This window comes from Catenulispora pinisilvae (genome assembly GCF_015356865.1).
GTDB classification, from domain to species: Bacteria; Actinomycetota; Actinomycetes; order Streptomycetales; family Catenulisporaceae; genus Catenulispora; species Catenulispora pinisilvae.
Window position 1 is genome coordinate 1 of sequence record NZ_JAAFZA010000671.1, and the last position, 255, is coordinate 255.

The 255-nt window shown below is 68.6% G+C and carries 1 protein-coding gene; it reads right to left on the minus strand.

The annotated features are described in order from the left end of the window. Nucleotides 1–255: GspH/FimT family pseudopilin (locus IZR01_RS54995; RefSeq protein ID WP_323747346.1), on the minus strand; the 255-nt coding region annotated here is incomplete at both ends.

A 255-nucleotide genomic window follows, 5' to 3' on the forward strand; every position in this document is an offset into this window, starting at 1 on the left:
CGATCCAGTCTTCGATGGCCGTGTCGCCTTCGGTGAAGAAGCACCATCCGGCCCTCCACAGGTATTCCAGGACATGGATGAAGTCGCAGATGATGGTGACTTTCACCTGGCGGCGGGCGGCCTCGGCGCGGACCAGACGCAACTGCTGGTAGTGGCCGTCGATCAGGACGATCCAGGGGCGGCGGTGTTCGGGGTCGCGGCGGGCGGCCTCGTCGAACCCGGCGGCGATCACCGCGGCCGGGGCGTCGCGGACGC